The sequence below is a fragment of the Mammaliicoccus sp. J-M41 genome (assembly GCF_022385935.1).
Taxonomy (GTDB): Bacteria; Bacillota; Bacilli; order Staphylococcales; family Staphylococcaceae; genus Mammaliicoccus; species Mammaliicoccus sciuri_A.
In genome coordinates this window covers 77,419-94,523 of sequence record NZ_JAJNIR010000007.1, presented here as the reverse complement: position 1 = coordinate 94,523, position 17,105 = coordinate 77,419, and the positions used below count along the sequence as shown (strand labels likewise).

At 31.4% G+C, this 17,105-nt stretch carries 21 protein-coding genes and 1 pseudogene; 4 read left to right on the top strand and 18 right to left on the bottom strand.

Features of this window, described 5'->3' with window-relative positions; translation table 11 throughout:
- A partial coding sequence (locus tag LQ686_RS04660; protein WP_239703037.1) for a helix-turn-helix domain-containing protein occupies positions 1-264 on the bottom strand: 264 nt, incomplete at its 3' end.
- 458 nt (positions 265-722) lie between these two features.
- Entirely contained in the window at positions 723-1,049 is a 327-nt protein-coding gene (locus LQ686_RS04655; RefSeq protein WP_037588843.1) for a YuzD family protein, read from the bottom strand.
- A 109-nt stretch (positions 1,050-1,158) separates the two neighbouring features.
- On the opposite strand from LQ686_RS04655, the gene LQ686_RS04650 reads away from it, so the two are divergent.
- A complete protein-coding gene (locus tag LQ686_RS04650; protein WP_025904405.1) occupies positions 1,159-1,401 on the top strand; it encodes a NifU family protein in 243 nt (80 codons plus the stop codon).
- A 69-nt stretch (positions 1,402-1,470) separates the two neighbouring features.
- On the opposite strand, the gene dltD is transcribed toward LQ686_RS04650, so the two are convergent.
- The 8 genes from dltD to LQ686_RS04610 all read right to left on the bottom strand — a co-directional run bounded on the left by dltD (position 1,471) and on the right by LQ686_RS04610 (position 8,134).
- A complete protein-coding gene (gene dltD / locus LQ686_RS04645) occupies positions 1,471-2,652 on the bottom strand; it encodes a D-alanyl-lipoteichoic acid biosynthesis protein DltD (protein WP_239733193.1) in 1,182 nt (393 codons plus the stop codon).
- Positions 2,649-2,885, bottom strand: a complete 237-nt coding sequence (gene dltC / locus LQ686_RS04640) for a D-alanine--poly(phosphoribitol) ligase subunit 2 (protein WP_107566127.1) — start codon at positions 2,883-2,885, stop codon at positions 2,649-2,651. The genes dltD and dltC overlap by 4 nt, the downstream gene beginning before the upstream one ends.
- Positions 2,886-2,901: 16 nt before the next feature.
- Positions 2,902-4,122 (bottom strand): D-alanyl-lipoteichoic acid biosynthesis protein DltB, encoded by a 1,221-nt coding sequence (gene dltB / locus LQ686_RS04635; protein WP_107566126.1) that lies wholly within the window; start codon positions 4,120-4,122, stop codon positions 2,902-2,904.
- Entirely contained in the window at positions 4,119-5,579 is a 1,461-nt protein-coding gene (dltA, locus tag LQ686_RS04630) for a D-alanine--poly(phosphoribitol) ligase subunit DltA (protein WP_107566125.1), read from the bottom strand. The genes dltB and dltA overlap by 4 nt, the downstream gene beginning before the upstream one ends.
- 15 nt (positions 5,580-5,594) lie before the next feature.
- Positions 5,595-5,738 (bottom strand): teichoic acid D-Ala incorporation-associated protein DltX, encoded by a 144-nt coding sequence (locus LQ686_RS04625; protein ID WP_075577785.1) that lies wholly within the window; start codon positions 5,736-5,738, stop codon positions 5,595-5,597.
- A gap of 207 nt (positions 5,739-5,945) precedes the next feature.
- On the bottom strand, positions 5,946-6,914 hold the full coding sequence (locus tag LQ686_RS04620) for a 2-hydroxyacid dehydrogenase (protein WP_107565537.1): 969 nt from the start codon (positions 6,912-6,914) through the stop codon (positions 5,946-5,948).
- A gap of 22 nt (positions 6,915-6,936) precedes the next feature.
- Entirely contained in the window at positions 6,937-7,704 is a 768-nt protein-coding gene (locus LQ686_RS04615) for a TIGR01457 family HAD-type hydrolase (RefSeq protein ID WP_107565538.1), read from the bottom strand.
- Positions 7,691-8,134 (bottom strand): DUF86 domain-containing protein, encoded by a 444-nt coding sequence (locus tag LQ686_RS04610; RefSeq protein WP_107565539.1) that lies wholly within the window; start codon positions 8,132-8,134, stop codon positions 7,691-7,693. The genes LQ686_RS04615 and LQ686_RS04610 overlap by 14 nt, the downstream gene beginning before the upstream one ends.
- 108 nt (positions 8,135-8,242) lie before the next feature.
- Between LQ686_RS04610 and LQ686_RS04605 the strand changes: the two genes are divergently transcribed.
- Positions 8,243-8,512, top strand: coding sequence for a DUF3055 domain-containing protein (locus LQ686_RS04605; RefSeq protein WP_025904397.1), 270 nt, complete (start codon positions 8,243-8,245; stop codon positions 8,510-8,512).
- A gap of 471 nt (positions 8,513-8,983) precedes the next feature.
- Here the strand turns inward: LQ686_RS04605 and LQ686_RS04600 are convergent.
- The 8 genes and pseudogenes from LQ686_RS04600 to LQ686_RS04565 all read right to left on the bottom strand — a co-directional run.
- A pseudogene (locus LQ686_RS04600) lies at positions 8,984-9,361 on the bottom strand (YutD family protein); the annotation flags it as partial.
- Positions 9,362-9,373: 12 nt separating this feature from the next.
- Positions 9,374-10,291: a lipoyl synthase gene (gene lipA, locus LQ686_RS04595; RefSeq protein ID WP_025904395.1), complete on the bottom strand. Its 918-nt coding sequence runs from the start codon at positions 10,289-10,291 to the stop codon at positions 9,374-9,376.
- Positions 10,292-10,367: 76 nt separating this feature from the next.
- A complete protein-coding gene (locus tag LQ686_RS04590; protein WP_107565540.1) occupies positions 10,368-11,699 on the bottom strand; it encodes a bifunctional metallophosphatase/5'-nucleotidase in 1,332 nt (443 codons plus the stop codon).
- Positions 11,700-11,711: 12 nt separating this feature from the next.
- The gene (locus LQ686_RS04585) at positions 11,712-12,533 is read right to left on the bottom strand and encodes a sulfite exporter TauE/SafE family protein (protein ID WP_107565541.1); all 822 of its coding nucleotides are present in this window, start codon (positions 12,531-12,533) and stop codon (positions 11,712-11,714) included.
- Positions 12,534-12,544: 11 nt separating this feature from the next.
- Positions 12,545-13,393 carry a DUF72 domain-containing protein gene (locus LQ686_RS04580; RefSeq protein ID WP_048540173.1) on the bottom strand — a complete coding sequence of 283 codons (849 nt, stop codon included), beginning with the start codon at positions 13,391-13,393 and terminating at the stop codon, positions 12,545-12,547.
- A gap of 419 nt (positions 13,394-13,812) precedes the next feature.
- Positions 13,813-14,175: a YxeA family protein gene (locus LQ686_RS04575; RefSeq protein WP_107565542.1), complete on the bottom strand. Its 363-nt coding sequence runs from the start codon at positions 14,173-14,175 to the stop codon at positions 13,813-13,815.
- Positions 14,176-14,499: 324 nt separating this feature from the next.
- Positions 14,500-15,753 (bottom strand): N-acetylmuramoyl-L-alanine amidase, encoded by a 1,254-nt coding sequence (locus LQ686_RS04570; RefSeq protein WP_107565543.1) that lies wholly within the window; start codon positions 15,751-15,753, stop codon positions 14,500-14,502.
- Positions 15,754-15,774: 21 nt separating this feature from the next.
- Positions 15,775-16,095, bottom strand: a complete 321-nt coding sequence (locus LQ686_RS04565; RefSeq protein WP_078099932.1) for a phage holin — start codon at positions 16,093-16,095, stop codon at positions 15,775-15,777.
- A 142-nt stretch (positions 16,096-16,237) separates the two neighbouring features.
- On the opposite strand from LQ686_RS04565, the gene LQ686_RS04560 reads away from it, so the two are divergent.
- Both LQ686_RS04560 and LQ686_RS04555 read left to right on the top strand, forming a co-directional pair.
- Complete coding sequence (locus tag LQ686_RS04560) at positions 16,238-16,567, top strand: helix-turn-helix transcriptional regulator (protein ID WP_025904388.1); 330 nt, start codon at positions 16,238-16,240, stop codon at positions 16,565-16,567.
- A 31-nt stretch (positions 16,568-16,598) separates the two neighbouring features.
- Positions 16,599-17,063, top strand: a complete 465-nt coding sequence (locus LQ686_RS04555) for an ImmA/IrrE family metallo-endopeptidase (RefSeq protein WP_107565544.1) — start codon at positions 16,599-16,601, stop codon at positions 17,061-17,063.
- Positions 17,064-17,105: the final 42 nt, after the last annotated feature.

The window sequence follows — 17,105 nt, the reverse complement described above, 5'->3', positions numbered from 1 at the left end:
GTGATTCGCAGTATCTTGATAAGACAACATATTTTCTTGTCTAAATTTTAAAACAGATAATTTAAATTCGCTAGTATAAACAGTATTTCTATTTTTTACTTCTAAACCTTCTTCTCCAAACTCTTTATATTGATTGACCCAAATCCGAAGGACAGACCAACTTGAAACACCATATTTTAAAGCAATTGTTCTATAACTTTGATGTCCTTCTAAATATTCTTTTACAAGTTTTATTTTGAATTTAAAATCATATTTTTTCCTCATAAGAATGCACCCCAATAATTTGATTTGTTTAGGTCAAATATTTGGGTTCACATCAGACTTGAACGATCTCTTGGCTTTACTCGGACATTAAGCCATGACTTTGACTATCTCTTGGCTTTACTCGGACATTAAGCCACGACTTTGACTATCTCTTGGCTTTACTTAGACATTAAGCCACGACTTCGGCAATCTCTTGGCTTTACTCTCACATTAAGCCATGACTTCAGCGATCTCTTGGCTTTATTCAGGCATTAAGCCAAGACTTCGGCGATCTCTTGGCTTTACTCTCACATTAAGCCATGACTTCAGCGATCTCTTGGCTTTACTCACACATTAAGCCACGACTTCAGCGATCTCTTGGCTTTATTCGGACATTAAGCCAAGACTTGCCTCATATCACACATCTACACTCTCCCCAACTCATCTGTCCCAAATAATCTTCCCAACATTATTCATTTTTATTGTTCTACTGCTACGTGTTCATCTATAAATTTAGTTACTGGCTTTAATTGAACATAACCATCTGCTACGTATTCATCATTGATTGTTACGAGTGGATAAAATAGTTCGTCTTCGTTTATTCTTTCTATAAATTGTTGGTCGTGATCTGTTAAATTTTCAGTTTGATTCATAATATCAATATATGTGTATTCAAGGTTTAACTCTGGATATTTTCTTCCTAAAATTGCTTGTAACCATTCAAATGTATCTTTTGATGATGGTGCATTTACACAACTTGCACATACAACATCAGCCCCATAAATTACTATACTTGCCTTGGACATTTTAGCATCCCCCTAGTTTCATGAATAGATTTTTTACCTTATTTCTATTATAATAGATAAATAAGATTAATGTATCTAATAACACTTGATGAGAGGAGTATTAATATATATGGCTACCGAACAACAAACAATGTTTGATCAAGTTAGTGATGTACTCGAAAAGTTAAGACCATTCTTATTACGTGATGGCGGCGACTGTGAACTAGTAGATGTTGATGACGGGATTGTTAAATTACGTCTACTTGGTGCTTGTGGTACTTGCCCAAGTTCTACTATTACGCTAAAAGCCGGCATAGAACGTGCTTTATTAGAAGAAGTACCTGGCGTAGTGGAAGTAGAACAAGTATTCTAACTTCATAATTAATAAAAAACAGGACATCGTTTATAAGACGATGTCCTGTTTTTTATTTCCTAGGTAATATTAATGATACTGTCTATTCACTTTTCCATCATATGTTCCATTGATGTGTTGTATCATTTGTTCATTAATATATACCCAGCCTTTCCATCCTATATGAACAGCATCTGTTATAACATACGGTTCATATTCTTTATCGGTTAAATCATATACTTTCATATCGTTCTTTTGAATCATGTGATTGATTTTCTCATAAACCGCTTCACGTCTTTCTTTATCAACATGGATATGATCATACCATTTTCCATTTGCTGGAATAACAATGAATAATGGATCTGCTTTGGCTTCTTTTAAAGTATCAATTAATAATTGTAAATCATCAAATTCTTTCGAATGAATATTAAACTCATAATTACGATTATATCTTTTACGTTGCTGCTTTAATAAATGCCAATATTTATCATTCATACCAAATTTATTTGTTCTTGAATGTTGTGCGCCATATTCTGAAGCGTATAACTTCAAATCATTCCAATTCATATGATTAAAATGATGGTGTTCTTTTCTATGTAACTTTGCTTTTTCTTGTCCAAAAATCGATTTCAAAGCGTCGTGTTTTTCATAGATGTTTTTTTCAAAATCATTCATAAATGTCCCTTCATCATAATGATGATTTTCTTTTTCTATGACTGATTTTAAGTATGGGTCTGATTTTAATTGTTTAAATTGCACTAACCTTTTAGCAAAACGATCTTTAATTTCTGGACTTAACACTTTATTTTTAAATAAGTGATCAGCTTGTAACGGTGAAAATCGAGCACTAAAATTATCATTAGTCAGTCCATGATCTGTAAACCATTGTGGCGAAATAATAATCGCTATTTTTTTACCTTTCAGATTATGTGCTTGGCTCCCCATATTAATTGCATGAATTAAATCAGTTGATCCACCCGTACCTATTAGATATGGTTGCAATTTCACTTTTTTATCATTCAAGATATACGCTGGATGAAAGATGTCTTGTTTCTCCAATTCACTTGATCCAAAGATTGGATAGAAATTTTTACTTAATAACATTTCTTCTTGTGAGTGCACACCTTTTAGTACTGTATCATCTAAAGATATCGCTTCGTTATTATTACTGTCATACTTTGAAAATGATTTAATCCATTCTACTGGTACGAGTAAAAATAAACCGAATAATAAACCACTTATTAATAATGGTAACAATAACTTTAATTTCATTGTAATTCCTTAAGTACATTTATAATTTTATTTGGTGTTGCCCACTCATCTCTATCAAAATCAGTAATTGTTACATCAATGCCTAAATTATTTTGAATTTCTAATAATAACCCTACTGTCGCAAATGAATCGATAATGCCTTCTTCAAATATTTCAATATCAGGATTTTCTTTAACGATATCGTTTTCTGCAACTTCTGCTAAAATATTTAAAACACTCTCTTCAAAATTCATAATATAACTCCCTTATTTAATGTATTAACTTGCCTGAGAAAAGTAAAAATCCAAATGCTATACAATGGAATGTAATAAGAATTGCTACTATGTTCATAATGTTTGGATTCATCTTTATAGGATGTTTTTTACGCCATTGTTCATAATAACCATATCCAATAAATAGCATTGCATGATATAAACCATACAAAATATAGTGCCATTCAATACCGTGCCAAATACCCATAATAAAGAAATTTAAGAAAAATCCTAAATTAGATATTAATAATTTATCTTTTAATAATTTTTCTTTAGATACCCAAAATACAAATCGCATATATACGCAATCTCTAAACCAAAATGATAAACTCATATGCCATCTATTCCAGAAATCTTTAATATTTTTAGCTTTAAATGGTTGGTTAAAGTTAACTGGTGTTTGTACACCAAATAAATAACTAAATGCAATAGCAAATAAACTGTATCCTGCAAAATCAAAAAATAAATAGAAACTATAACCATACATATAATATAAGTAATTTAAAAATGTCGGATCCGTGTCTATTGGTACAACTTTAATCACATATTCATTAATGTAATAAGCAATAATATATTTATACAAGAATCCCATAAACACCATATGTATCGCTTTGATAAGCATTTCATAGTACTTTTCAGGTTCTATCGTCTTCTCTTCATCTTTAATAAATCGTTTATATCGATCTATTGGACCAGATGAGATTGTTGGAAAGAACGTAATAAAATCTATTAATTTCATCGTATCGATAGATTTAATACGACTATCACGAATTTCCATAATGAGTTGAATACTCTTAAATGCAATATAAGAAATTCCTAAGAATCCAATAAATTCAATGACTCTATTACCATGTATTGTAAGTTGATGTGTTCCAAGCCAACTACTTTGTAATACTTTGACAACAATTAACGGTAATATAGATAACAATATTGCACTCACATATAACTTAAAGTTATTCGTTTTCTTCACGAGCGTATTATAAGTTCTAATCAAAACAACTTGATAACATACGTACAATGCAAAGAAAATAAGTTGATAACTCAAATATTGATTATCGAATAAATTTTTACTGTCATCCGAAAATATTAAGACAAGCATAATTAAGGTTATTAACCTATTGTAAATAAGACTTTTCTTACCGATTAATCCTAAAATAATAACGGGTAACATTAAGATTAAACAGATGTAGAAATAAGTAAAATCGCCATATGGTGTCATGAATTTAACCTCTCTAATACTTTGTTGCGATCTAATTTACCGTTAGCCGTTAAAGGTAGCTGTTTAGCATAACTGAATTTTCTAGGAATCATATATTCTGGTAAATGTAATTTCAATTCATGTTTCAAATGCATTGTCATGTCATTTTCACTATCTAGCTCATCAGCTACTGGTACAATTGTTGCATGTAAATATTGGATTTTCTCACCATGTTTAATTGGTGAAATGACAGCTTGTTTAACGTCTGGCAAATGTTCAAGTACGCTTTCAATTTCTTCAAGTTCCATGCGATACCCATTAATCTTAATTTGGAAATCAATTCTTCCGTTAATGAACCAATAGCCATCTCGATAAGACGCTTTGTCCCCTGTATGATAATTTAATTGGCCATCAATGTTTTTAAACACTTTATTATGTTTCTCTTCATCTTTTAAGTAACCTTGGCTCACACTTTTACCAATAATAATTAATTCACCTTCATCTGTTAACTTCAATTCACTATTTGGGCGTACTTTGCCTATTGGTAAAGGTTTAAATTGATCCAATATTTCTTGTGTGATTTGTATACTTGTTACAGCAACTGTAGCTTCAGTTGGTCCATATGTATTATAAATAGTTGATGTCGTAAACAAATCATGTAATTTCTGAGCTGTTTTATGACTTAATATTTCTCCACAGAAGAAGAACTGTTTTAATTTCGGATGATGTGTTTCATTAAAATTAGGTAATAACAGACACATTTCTAAAAATGAAGGTGTAGACACCCAGCTTTCTACTGCTTTATGTTCAAGCAATTCATATAATTGTTTAGGCTTTTCAATCATTTTCTTATCAACAAGTTGAAGTGTACCACCTGTCATTAAACATGGATAAATGGCCATTACAGACAAGTCAAAAGAAAACGGTGCTTGATTTAACCACATTCTGTGCTCGCCTATTTGATTTAATTCCAGCATCCATTCTGTAAAATCAACTAGACTTTCATATCTAATTTGTACACCTTTAGGAAACCCTGTAGAGCCAGATGTAAAAATTGTATAAACAATATCTTTATCAGTTATTCTATTGAAGTCTTGATCCCCTGATTCAACAGCAAGTATTTCTTCTATCGTTATTTGCTTTACATGTAAATTATTCAATAAATTTCCAGTTGTGTTCAAAATAAAAACAGGCTCAACCTTCTCAATGATATGCTCTATTCTTTCTAATGGAATAGAAGTATCAATTGGAACGTAACCAATGCCTGCTTTCATACTCGCAATCATTCCCACAATCATATAAGGTGACATATGACCATAAAGTACTATCGGCTTTCCAGAACCTTTAATTAAAGTAGCTAATTTATTAGAATAAAGATCTAATTCACCATAAGTTATTACTTCATCTCTATAGTTTATAGCAACCTTATCAGCATGCCACTTATTCATAAATGTTACTTTTTCTAAGATGTCCCTCATAAACTTTCTCCTTCATTAAAATTCATTATATATAAAATCATTACTTGCGCTTCCACCAGCATAAATCCAAAATAACACAATCATGATTAGTAAATAGAAAATCGTTAAACCAATCAGTTTAAAATTTTCAGAGTTTATAATATCCCTAATTTTTTCCATTGTTAATCTCCTTGTGTTTTAATTTTGTAATTATTCTATTTCATCATTATATTCTATACATAATCGAATATCAAGAATTATATGTAAAAAATTAGCAATATATGTAAATAAAAAGGGAGCGAATCAGTCATATACTGCCAAAAAACTAAAACAGGCTGAGACATTTCATTATGTCCCAGCCTGTTTTTATTTATTAATTTGGTTTGATTATTTTAACTTAACCGGTGTAATTGGTTCTTGGTTCGACATAATTTGTTTAGCATTATCTACGCATAGTTGCACCATTTTATCTCGCGTTGCAATTGAACTACTACCAATGTGTGGCACAACAATCACTTGATCCATTTTTAAAAATGGATGATCATCTGAAATAGGTTCATTTTCAACAACATCTAATGCAGCACCTAAAATTTCTTGTTGCTCTATTGCTTCAATTAAATCAGACTCTACAATGTGACCACCACGTCCGATATTAATTAAAATAGCTGAGTTTTTCATTTTTTTAAATGTTTCTCGATTGAATATACCTTTTGTTTCAGGCGTTAATGGCGCTGTACAAACTACGAAATCACTCTCATTAAGCAATTCATCCAATGTACGATATTCAACGTTTAATTGCTGTTCAGCTTCTTCTTTTCTAGAGCGATTATGATAAAGTACTTTACAATTAAAGCCTTTCAATCTTCTAGCAAAAGCTTCTCCAATTGAGCCCATACCATAAATACCGACTGTTGAGCCGTGCACATCTTTTCCTGCTAAAAGATAAGGCCCCCAGCTTTTCCATTCACCATTATGTACATATTGAACCGCTTCAACAATTCTTCTTGCTGCTGTCAACATTAGCGTAAAGCCTAATTCGGCAGTCGTTTCTGTTAAAACTTCTGGTGTGTTTGTTACAACAACACCTTTTTCTTCAGCAAGTTTCACATCAATATTATCAAAACCAACAGCTAAATTGACGACACCTTTTATACGCGTTGCATTGTTAAAAAATTCTTCATCAATTTGCTCGCTTAATGTCGTAATGACAATTGTAGCGTCTTGAGAACGTTCTAAAAATGCTTCTCTAGGCATTGGTTCTAATTCGCTGTTCCAAACATCTACTTCTGCATATTCTTTAATCTGATTGATAAACTTTTCTGGTAATTGTCTTGCAACAAGTACTTTCTCATTCATGTTCTCAGCTCCTTATGTGAATTTACTTAATAACTTCAAATAAATTCTTAACGCTATATGTTGGTAATACTTCTTTTTTATTAATTTCTTCTAAAGATGTTACGCCAGTTTGTACATGTAATGTATCAATGCCACTATTGATTCCAGCTAAAATATCAGTGTCATATAAGTCACCAATCATGACACAATCTTCTTTAGCATGACCAATTTTTTCAATAGCTTGTTCCATAATAATTGTTTCAGGTTTACCGATGAATACTGGCGTCTGTCCAGTCGATACACTTACAACGCTTGTCAATGAACCATTCCCAGGTAAAAATCCTCTTTCATTTGGAATCGAAACATCTTTATTAGTAGATATGAATTTTGCACCATTTCTAACGGCTAAACATGCTACTGAAAGCTTTTCATAAGAAATATTCACATCTAAGCCCATTACAACATAATCAACATGTTCATCTTCTTTCACAACTAAGCTAGCATCTTTTAAAGAAGTTTCTAATCCACTTCCTCCTACCATATACACTGATGCGCCAGGAGAAGCTTCACTTATATATCCAGCCGTTGCCATTGCAGAAGTAATCACATGTTCACTTGAAGTATGAAAACCCATATTATTTAATTTTTCTGCTACTTCAGCAGGTGTTTTTGAAGAATTATTTGTAACGAATAAATAATCTTTATTATTTTCATTTAAATAATTTATAAATTCGATTGCACCTTCAATAACTTCCGTACCTTTATACATTGTGCCGTCTATATCAATAAAATAACCTTTATAATCTCTCATTTTTATCTCCTTCACCAAAAGCTGTTACGGGAACATTTTCATTTTCTAAAAAATGTTTTGTATCTTCAATTGCTTGTTTATAAAATGGTGTCGCAATTTCAAAAGCTTTTCTTAATTGATTGTGATCAAGGTTTTCATAATTTCGAATAAGTTCTTTTCTGTAATCAATAGATGTTCTAATTGCTTCAGCAGTTGAAGGTTGGAATACTTTTTCAAGTTCCATAATGTCAATCACATCTTTATAATTACCAGGATCTCTTAAAATAAATGCATCAATAATCAAATTCCCAATATCGACTACAGATTCAATCATCATATGTGCGATTCTTTCTAAAGCATATGGAGAATTTTTCTCGCTTTCAAAATCTACCGTCAATTTTTCTAAATAATTTAATTTTAAAGTTAAAGTTTTGCTATCTACGAAATACATGTAGAAGACCTCCTATCCATATATCATCATATCATAATTTTGAATTGTAGGGCATTGCTCTGTATACTATACAAGTAAAGAAAGATTTTTAAAAAGGAGTCGCTAAACATGATAGATATGTTCTTATATGATGAGCAAGATGAAGCGAAAATACAATTTGTAGGATTTGTCGGTGAACACAGTCGCTATGACTTAACACTGATTTATACAGATAGACATTATGGAAAAACAATGGTACTCAATACTCAAAACAATACATTTGGTATTATTGGTAAAGATGACTTAGAAGAAGAAGGCTATATTAGTCACATCCTCGGTTTAACAGAAGAAGAAGGCGAAGAAGTAACAGAATATTTACATGATGTTATAGATATATAAGGTTGAATTAAGTATGTATTTTTTTAGTGTGAGCGTTATTAGCAGGTCTGGACGAAAGTGCAAATACTGGTGCCGTTATTAGCAAGTTTGGCCGAAAGTGCAAATAAGAAGTCCAGTAATGACACTTCTCAGTAGTTTTGTAAATAAGGCACTCCATAGTAACACTTCGACAGACTTTTGTTACTATAGGCCCTCCATAGTAACACTTCGACCGATTTTTGTTACTATAGACCCTCTTAATTACACTTCGACCGATTTTTGTTACTAACGCACCTATATTATACAATCAACTTCATACAATAGTGTTCACAACACTCGCTATAGCTCAATAAACGAAAGAGCCCGGAATTTTCCGGGCTCTTTCGTTTATAAATAATCTTTTAAAGTATTTTTAGATGTAGGTTGTTCTTCAATTACGTCTTCTTCTATTTCTACTGTTTCAGCTTCTTGTTGTTTGTTTTGCTGCTCTTGTTTAGTGTTTTGCTGAATTGTTGGCTCTATTTTAACATCTTCTAATTTATGTTCTTCGTCTATGAAAGTTGCTTCTTCTGCTGTTAATTTAGATATCTCAGATTTAGATAATCGTCTCAACACAAAATATTTACATCCAAAATTACAATATTCTAATATATAATCTTGAATGGCAGAGAATCGCTTATTTGCATCACTTTTTTTATTAGAATCATGATAAAAGCCTTTTAAACGAAGTTGCTCGTAACCAAAGTCACCAACAATAAAATCATATTTATCTAGAATTTCAGAATAACGTGATGTAAATTGTTCTTCATTGAAAGATTTCTGATCATCTTTAATCACTTCAAAATAGTTATTTTCTATTTTAGTTAACATTCAATCACCTTATTAGTTATTAAGTGCTTGTTCACCTAGAATATGTTTTTGTTTAGCAGCTTCATTAACTTGTTCATCTGCGTGATAAGAACTACGTACCATTGGACCAGCTTGGCAATGTTTAAAGCCTTTTTCCATCGCTACTTTTCTTAATTTACCAAATTCTAAAGGTGTGTAGTATTTTTGAACATTCAAATGTTTACGTGATGGTTGTAAATATTGACCGATTGTCATAATATCTACGCCGTTTGCACGTAAATCATCCATTGTTTCATAAATTTCTTCAACTGTTTCACCAAGTCCAACCATTAAGCTAGATTTCGTAGGAATATCTGGGTACATTTCTTTAGATCTTCTTAAGAATTCTAATGTACGGTCGTATTTTGCACGTGCTCTAACTCTTGGTGTTAAGCGTCTAACTGTTTCGATATTGTGGTTTAAAATATCTGGTTTAGAAGCCATTAATGTTTCTAATGCTTCATAACTACCACCCATATCTGATGGTAAAATTTCAATCGTTGTATATGGATTTAACTCTCTTACTTTACGTACTGTTTCTGCATAAACGTTAGAACCAGCATCTTTCAAGTCATCTCTTGCTACAGCTGTAATTACTACGTGTTTTAAGTTCATAAGTTGAACTGATTCTGCTACACGTTGTGGTTCATCTAGATCCAACTCATTTGGAAGACCTGTTTTAACTGCACAGAAACGACATGCTCTCGTACAAACTGCACCTAAAATCATAAATGTAGCCGTACGTCTTTCACCCCAACATTCGTGAATGTTTGGACATTTAGCTTCTTCACAAACTGTATGAAGATTCTTCTCACGCATCATTTTCTTCAAGCCTGTGTAATTCTTATTCGTGTTTAATTTTATTTTTAACCAGTCTGGTTTACGTAATATTTCTTCATTTTTAGTAGCCATATACGTGAACACCCTTCTATTATTAATTTTCATCTTTATATATTATAACGAATATAAGTATAAATTTAAATGCTCATTACACTTTCTTTTCATGTTGTAATAACTTTTGTTCAAAAATATTTCTTAAAAACTCTGGCATAATATAATTTATATTCATATCTTTCAATATTGGGAAGTATCTTCCGAATGTGTACATATCAATTGTACCGAGCTTATATTGTTCATGATCTTCTATTTCTTTTCCATTCACAAAACATTGACCTGTAGACTCAATATAGCCGATATTTTTAAATACATATCCTCCAAAAATATCCCCTCTAAAGCCAAATCCAAATGCTACTTCATCCATATAGGACTGTTCCATCGCTTTATAGATAATTTGTTTAAGTTCTACACCTCTTAAATCTACTGAAACAGTGTTTATAGGATGCGGTAACATTTGATGAATATCGTATTCTGTTAACTCATTACCTGTCTTACCTTTAACAATAAGACCTGCATTAATAATTGCACAGTCTGCTCCTGTAAATTCTAATACACTTTCGCATAATAAATCCGTTGTATAACTTGCACTGTTAAGTCGTCGTGGTAATGAAAAATTCCCTTTAAGAATCGGTTTATTTAATAATGCCTTACCTTTTTCTTCATAATCATTTGGAACTTCTTCAATTAAGTCAGAATTAATAATTACCGCTTCTTTATGAATAACTTTTTGATTTTCAATAACTAAATCTACTTTACCAACATAATGCCCATATTTACCAGCTGCTGCCATCAACACACCATTTTGTTCTTCGCCATTCTCAAAGTAATGATGTGTATGTGCACCGAAGATAACGTCTACTTCCGGACATTCTTTGCAAATTTGCTCATCAAAGAAGATGCCGACATGACTAAGTACGAGCAGTACATCATATGATTCTTCCACTTGTTCGATTTCGTTCTTTAGCGCAAGTAATGGTGACGTCACTTTCCAATCAAGTCTTTCATAAATATGATTAAATGGTGCTGTCAAACCAATCATACATACTTTAATACCATTAATATCTTTAACAACATGAGAAGTTATATGATTTGGTAAATTGCCATCTAAATCAAATAAATTACAACAAGTAACATCGAACTGAGCTTCATCATATAAGTGGTTTAAGGCATCATGAGATATTGTCATACCTTCATTGTTACCTATTGTTACAACATCTACGTGACTGTCATTTAAAATATTAACATTTTCTCTACCTTGTGATGCTTCTGTTAAAGGATGAAATAAATCTATATGATCACCTATATCAATATATAGTGTATCATGCTGACATCTACTTCTTTCGTCTTTAATATACTGAGATATTTTGGCATATGTATTTAAATGACTGTGTATATCATTTGTATGAAATATCGTGAGTTTCACAAATCCAACTCCTTATAAAACACTTTTTATAATCAAATATATACCTAAGATTAACATTGTAAATCTTAAAACTAAAACGACAGTGTCTGACTTCATTCTGCTATTTATTCTTACACCGATTTTTGCACCAAAGTAACTTGAAATAATCAATACAATCGCATGTACCCAAAGTACATTACCTTGTACAATGTGGCTGACAGAACTTGATAAACTTGAGAAGAATATCATCATCATACTTGTACCAACAGCAACATGTGGTGGGAATCTAAATACAATAATCATCAATGGTGTCATTAATGCACCACCACCGATACCGAATAAACCAGTCGTTATACCAACAATAAATGATGAAACAATAGCAACAAACGGTGGTACACCATATTTATGATGTTCGCCATATCTATCTGTAAATGATTTTAAATACTTTTCTTGTTGGAAATACTTTATTGGTTTCACATGATTACGTATCATTAATACGATAGAAATAAAGATTAAGAAAATACCAAAGTACAAATTAAATGAATCTAAAGTAAAATACTTACTTAAATATGCACCGAGTAAAGCACCCGGAATAATACCCACTAAGAATATCAATCCATTTTTTACATCAACTTGCTTCGTTTTCAAATAGCCTAATGTTGCTGTTAAACCCGTTGTAATTAAAATAACAGATGATGTACCAATCGCTCTTTGTGGTGTCATACCAGCCAATAATTGATGGTCTATACCAAAGTATACGAGTGACGGAACAATAATAATTCCGCCACCAATTCCAACTAACGCCCCTAATATTGCAGACGATACACCTATAATAATTAACACTAAATATGCCATACCTGTCACCTCTAAAATAATTTAAGTTGCTTAGGCGCTAAACCTTCGTATTCTATATCTAATAACTTTTGGTAAGTTTTGGCATTTTGTGCAGCATGTCCACCAGAATTATTATTAAATACTACATAAACATCTTTCGCTTTATGCTCTAAAATTTTAACTTTATCAGCTAACTCTTTAAGTTCTGCTTCATTATAATCATATAAATATCTGACATCACGCCACTCTTGATCTGTCATATCTTTCTTCGTCCATCCGTTTACATTTCTACCATGATAACGGACGAAAGCAACATCATGCGTAATACGATTAATAAGTGGTATAGACCCTTCTCCACTCTGTGGTTCATCACAAACACTGTGAATAAATTTCATTTCGGTTAAAAACTCCAACGTATACTCTTTAACATCTTCTTTAAACCAAGTACGATTACGGAATTCGATACAAACATCAAAATCTTTTAATTGCTCACGTACATAACGTAAATAATTAATATTTTGAGGCTGTAAATCAAACCAAGGTGGAAACTGTACGAGAATCATCGCTAACTTTCCTGATGCTTTCAACGGTGCCATCGAATCTTTAAATAAATTAAACAATGTCATTTTGTCTTCAGCAAAATCAGTTACCTCAGCATGACCTGTTAACGCCTGATGAATCTTAACAACAAACTTAAAATTATTAGGCGTTTCCCGAATCCATTTTTCAATATTTCGTTGCGGTTGAATCGCATAATAAGTTGCATCTAATTCCACAATAGGAAAATGAGCAGCATATGCTTTTAACTTATCTTTTTTATTAGACAGGTCTTCATATAAAGAATCATGATCTCCCCATCCAGTTAGGCCAATTTTTATCATATCTCATCACCATACTCATCATACCACACAGAGTATTTATAGTTCAGTTTGTTTGATTAAAATTATGTAAAACTATGAATGAGCAGTAAAGAATCGTATGTCGCTCGTTACACTTCTTATACGATTTGTAATTATAGGTCGACTTAGTTACACTTCCTACGACCTTTGTTACTATGAACGCACTTAGTTACATTTCGACCAACTTTTGTTACTATAGGCTGCCTTAGTTACACTTCGCCCGATTTTTGTTACTATAGACCCCCTTAGTTACACTTCGCCCGATTTTTGTTACTAAATCCACCATACTTTACAACTCAAAAAAATAACGGCTATGACAATCAATAATGTCCTAGCCGTTTTAAATATTGTATTCCAAAAATATTATTTAGTAATTTGTTATCTTAAAACATTTACAAGATTTATTGTTTAGTCACTTTTTCATACTCTGATTTACTGATATATTCTATAAAATAAACCCACTTACCTTTGTGATCAATTTTTACATATTTTTCAGAAGGACTATATCCTTTAAAGTCCAATAAGTAGTTATTTTTATGACCATTTTCATCATAAGATTCAATATCTTTATAATCTTGGATATTTATAATTTCTTGCTTACTTAAATGTTCAACATCTTTACTATATGGAACCTTAGCATAACTCCAACCTCTTTTAACTAATGGATTAATTACATCTATTTTTTCATCAATATTTTTCATCGTAAATAAAATTATACAAATGACCATAATGCTTGCTATTAATGTATAAATTAATTTTTTCATTATTGAGTCTCACCTCTTCTTGCATCTTTCAACAAACAATATTTATACCAGTAATAAGTATCACGATAGAGCGTAATTTGAATGAAATAATTAAATTCAATACGTCTTAAGAATAATATATTTAATTCATAATATTCTGTCAATTACTTTTTATACAGTTTTTTACATTTAAAACCCTCGCTATTTGTTTGTTGATAGCGAGGGTTTTGTGGTATATTAAATTTATTCGGATACCTTACATAATGTTATTTAATGATGGCCGTCATTGTATAATTTTTATGGTTAAGGTATTTTTTTCTGCATTTTTATTCATTATTTTGTCTCCTATTTTAATTTCAATACTTGTCCGATTTGTATGACATCTGATGTTAATCCGTTCAATTTCTTTAATGTTGCTACGGTAACGCCTGTTTTTTGACTGATACTCCATAGTGTATCTCCTGCTACGACTGTATATGTTGTTGGATTTGTATTGAGGGCACCGCCGTTAATGGCTTCTGCTAGTGATTTTGTATATGCATTTAAATTATTTTTAATGTAATTCATATCTTTTGTTGAGGTAATAAATCCTAATTCTACTAATCGGTAATTGATATATTCTGCTTTAGCAACGTTACAATGTAATAGGTCACTTCTTTCTGTAATGCCTCTAACAGTACCTACATGTTTTTTCACGGCTGCTTGTAATGCTGTATCAATACTGTCTGCTGCTAATCCACTTGGAATAATAACATGACCTCCTGTAGCTGATGCGGCTGCTGAATCTAAATGAAATTCTACTACAATTTCATAACCTTGTGATTTAACCCAATATAATCCGTAATCTGTTTTATTTTCGACTTGTTCGCCGTATGCTGTGTCTTGATACATATCTTGGTCTTTACCATATATTCCAACTGTATGACCTGCTTGTTTTAAATAATTTGCTACTCTGTCTACGATATTTGCTCTAATAAAATCTCTTTCATTTGTTCCATTTCCTACTGCGCCCGGATCATTATATCCATGCCCTGCTACAATCATAATTTTTCTACTCATTTTAACGGCTCCTTTATTGTTAGATTGATCTAATTTTTGATTAAGTTTGGATATGTCATAATTTTCAATTGGCATACCACTGCACACTCTTGTTACTTCTTTAGAAATGTCTTCACCTTTTTGACGTAATTGGATATGCAAATGTTCACTCATCGGATTATTGTCATAATTACTATTCCCTTGTAAACCAATGATGTCACCTTGAATGACTTTATCACCTTTAGAAAATTGCAATGTATCTCTTTGCATATGTCCGTAAATCCAATCATTGCCATTATTATCTCTAATTTCAATTGTGCCTCCGAAATTACCAAATGGTTCACTTAATATAACTGTTCCACTAGTAACAGCTGGAATTTGATTCGTTTCATTACTATAGACATCAAATGCTCTATGATAACCACTACAATAGGCATCATAATTTATACCATCTTCTCTGTAATTTCTATATCCATAATTTTTCGGATATTGATCGTACGTTCTCGGGTCTGATGAAATTTCCCATCCTTTTTTAGTTAAATAAGTTATAGCTGTTAACATTCAAACATCCTTTCTCATTTTTTATTTTTTACCAGATTCTTTTAAGAACTTTTCTTGTTCACGTGATTGATTTGTAAAAATGAATGTGTTTTTCCAAATACCATAAAGCACAAATACAATAGGTATACCTGTGTTTAATACGTTCATCCACGCATTTAACTTTTGAGGATTCAACCATTCTACCGAAATACCAGATGCATTCAATGCTAAATATAGTGCACCTAAGAACCCACCTATCATTGCGATAAATTGTTTAACTTTGTCTGGATCAATTGGGATTCTGTTATCTTCTTCGGAATAATTCAAATTTACTTTATCTGTTTTGAAGTTCATTTTAACCATGTGTATCACCTCCTTGGTTACACTATAATATAACTTTTGGTTGACGTCAATAACTTTTAGTTATATTTTTCTACAAAATTATTGATAAAATATAACTATAGGTTATAATAAGAGTATCAATCATATAAGGAGCGGGAAACTTATGGTGTCTCAAAATAAACTCTCTGAACAAATAAGTTTATTAAGAACGAAAAATGGATGGACGCAACAAAAATTAGCAGATGCGTTACAAGTTTCAAAACAATCCATTTCATATTGGGAAACAGGAAGAAAAGCACCAAAGATGAAGAAAATAGAAGAAATGGCAAAGTTATTTGATGTAAGTGTCAGTTATATTTTAGACGGGGAAGCTAAACAAACTTATAACTCTACTGCAGAAACGATTGCAGCACATTTAGATGGAGAATTAACAGAAGAAGAATTGAAGAAAGTATTAGAATATGTTGATTTTCTAAAGCATCAAAACAAATGATTTATTAAACGGATAATATGGTGGGGATAATTTGAATAGATATGAAAAAACACTTATCAATAATGAACACATCGTGATTAAAGAAACAAGTAACCTTCCAAATCAACTGAAAGGTTTATATGTAGATGGATTAATTTTATTGAAAGATGATTTATCTAACAAAGAAAAGTTAGAAGTGCTAGGAGAAGAGTTAGCCCATCATGATATATCTTATGGAGATATTCTCGATACAAGTGAATTATGGAAATGGAAATTCGAGCATAAAGCAAGAAGATTAGGATTTGAAAAAATTATACCTTTAAAAAGTATTGTGCAAGCATACCAATCAGGTGTCCATAATAAATTTGAACTAAGTAATTATTTAGACGTATCTGAAGGTTATATAGATGAAGCTTTAGAACATTACAAACAAAAATATGGATTAAGCACATGGTATAATCATTATTTAATAAAGTTCAACCCACTTCAAGTTTATGAATATAGAGAAATCAATTAAAGGCTGAGACATCATTGTCTCAGCCTTTAATCATGTTATAAA